Here is a 2851-nt window from a genome sequence, read left to right on the forward strand (position 1 = left end):
GGTAGCCTGCGAAAAGCTTCGGGGAGTCGGCAAACAGACTTTGATCCGGAGATGTCTGAATGGGGGAACCCAGCCATCATAAGATGGTTATCTTGTACTGAATACATAGGTGCAAGAGGCGAACCAGGGGAACTGAAACATCTAAGTACCCTGAGGAAAAGAAATCAACCGAGATTCCCTTAGTAGTGGCGAGCGAACGGGGACTAGCCCTTAAGTGGCTTTGAGATTAGCGGAACGCTCTGGAAAGTGCGGCCATAGTGGGTGATAGCCCTGTACGCGAAAATCTCTTAGTCATGAAATCGAGTAGGACGGAGCACGAGAAACTTTGTCTGAATATGGGGGGACCATCCTCCAAGGCTAAATACTACTGACTGACCGATAGTGAACTAGTACCGTGAGGGAAAGGCGAAAAGAACCCCGGAGAGGGGAGTGAAATAGATCCTGAAACCGTATGCGTACAAGCAGTGGGAGCAGACTTTGTTCTGTGACTGCGTACCTTTTGTATAATGGGTCAGCGACTTATTTTCAGTGGCGAGCTTAACCGAATAGGGGAGGCGTAGCGAAAGCGAGTCTTAATAGGGCGTCTAGTCGCTGGGAATAGACCCGAAACCGGGCGATCTATCCATGGGCAGGTTGAAGGTTAGGTAACACTGACTGGAGGACCGAACCGACTACCGTTGAAAAGTTAGCGGATGACCTGTGGATCGGAGTGAAAGGCTAATCAAGCTCGGAGATAGCTGGTTCTCCTCGAAAGCTATTTAGGTAGCGCCTCATGTATCACTGTAGGGGGTAGAGCACTGTTTCGGCTAGGGGGTCATCCCGACTTACCAAACCGATGCAAACTCCGAATACCTACAAGTGCCGAGCATGGGAGACACACGGCGGGTGCTAACGTCCGTCGTGAAAAGGGAAACAACCCAGACCGTCAGCTAAGGTCCCAAAGTTATGGTTAAGTGGGAAACGATGTGGGAAGGCTTAGACAGCTAGGAGGTTGGCTTAGAAGCAGCCACCCTTTAAAGAAAGCGTAATAGCTCACTAGTCGAGTCGGCCTGCGCGGAAGATGTAACGGGGCTCAAACCATACACCGAAGCTACGGGTATCACGTAAGTGATGCGGTAGAGGAGCGTTCTGTAAGCCTGTGAAGGTGAGTTGAGAAGCTTGCTGGAGGTATCAGAAGTGCGAATGCTGACATGAGTAACGACAATGGGTGTGAAAAACACCCACGCCGAAAGACCAAGGTTTCCTGCGCAACGTTAATCGACGCAGGGTTAGTCGGTCCCTAAGGCGAGGCTGAAAAGCGTAGTCGATGGAAAACAGGTTAATATTCCTGTACTTCTGGTTATTGCGATGGAGGGACGGAGAAGGCTAGGCCAGCTTGGCGTTGGTTGTCCAAGTTTAAGGTGGTAGGCTGGAATCTTAGGTAAATCCGGGATTCTAAGGCCGAGAGCTGATGACGAGTTGCCTTTAGGCGACGAAGTGGTTGATGCCATGCTTCCAAGAAAAGCTTCTAAGCTTCAGATAACCAGGAACCGTACCCCAAACCGACACAGGTGGTTGGGTAGAGAATACCAAGGCGCTTGAGAGAACTCGGGTGAAGGAACTAGGCAAAATGGCACCGTAACTTCGGGAGAAGGTGCGCCGGTGAGGGTGAAGCACTTGCTGCGTAAGCCCACGCCGGTCGAAGATACCAGGCCGCTGCGACTGTTTATTAAAAACACAGCACTCTGCAAACACGAAAGTGGACGTATAGGGTGTGACGCCTGCCCGGTGCCGGAAGGTTAATTGATGGGGTTAGCTAACGCGAAGCTCTTGATCGAAGCCCCGGTAAACGGCGGCCGTAACTATAACGGTCCTAAGGTAGCGAAATTCCTTGTCGGGTAAGTTCCGACCTGCACGAATGGCGTAACGATGGCGGCGCTGTCTCCACCCGAGACTCAGTGAAATTGAAATCGCTGTGAAGATGCAGTGTATCCGCGGCTAGACGGAAAGACCCCGTGAACCTTTACTATAGCTTTGCACTGGACTTTGAATTTGCTTGTGTAGGATAGGTGGGAGGCTTTGAAGCGTGGACGCCAGTTCGCGTGGAGCCATCCTTGAAATACCACCCTGGCAACTTTGAGGTTCTAACTCAGGTCCGTTATCCGGATCGAGGACAGTGTATGGTGGGTAGTTTGACTGGGGCGGTCTCCTCCTAAAGAGTAACGGAGGAGTACGAAGGTGCGCTCAGACCGGTCGGAAATCGGTCGTAGAGTATAAAGGCAAAAGCGCGCTTGACTGCGAGACAGACACGTCGAGCAGGTACGAAAGTAGGTCTTAGTGATCCGGTGGTTCTGTATGGAAGGGCCATCGCTCAACGGATAAAAGGTACTCCGGGGATAACAGGCTGATACCGCCCAAGAGTTCATATCGACGGCGGTGTTTGGCACCTCGATGTCGGCTCATCACATCCTGGGGCTGAAGCCGGTCCCAAGGGTATGGCTGTTCGCCATTTAAAGTGGTACGCGAGCTGGGTTTAGAACGTCGTGAGACAGTTCGGTCCCTATCTGCCGTGGACGTTTGAGATTTGAGAGGGGCTGCTCCTAGTACGAGAGGACCGGAGTGGACGAACCTCTGGTGTTCCGGTTGTCACGCCAGTGGCATTGCCGGGTAGCTATGTTCGGGAAAGATAACCGCTGAAAGCATCTAAGCGGGAAACTTGCCTCAAGATGAGATCTCACTGGAACCTTGAGTTCCCTGAAGGGCCGTCGAAGACTACGACGTTGATAGGTTGGGTGTGTAAGCGCTGTGAGGCGTTGAGCTAACCAATACTAATTGCCCGTGAGGCTTGACCATATAACACCCAAGCAATTTG

General features: G+C 51.9%; 1 rRNA gene (only partly in view). It reads left to right on the plus strand.

Features of this window, described 5'->3' with window-relative positions:
• Positions 1 to 2832, plus strand: a 23S ribosomal RNA gene (locus AC1Q9F_RS28315) (it extends 59 nt beyond the left edge of the window).
• The last annotated feature ends 19 nt before the right edge of the window (positions 2833 to 2851 follow it).

Source organism: Pseudomonas sp. GW823-FHT04A03, from assembly GCF_058796615.1.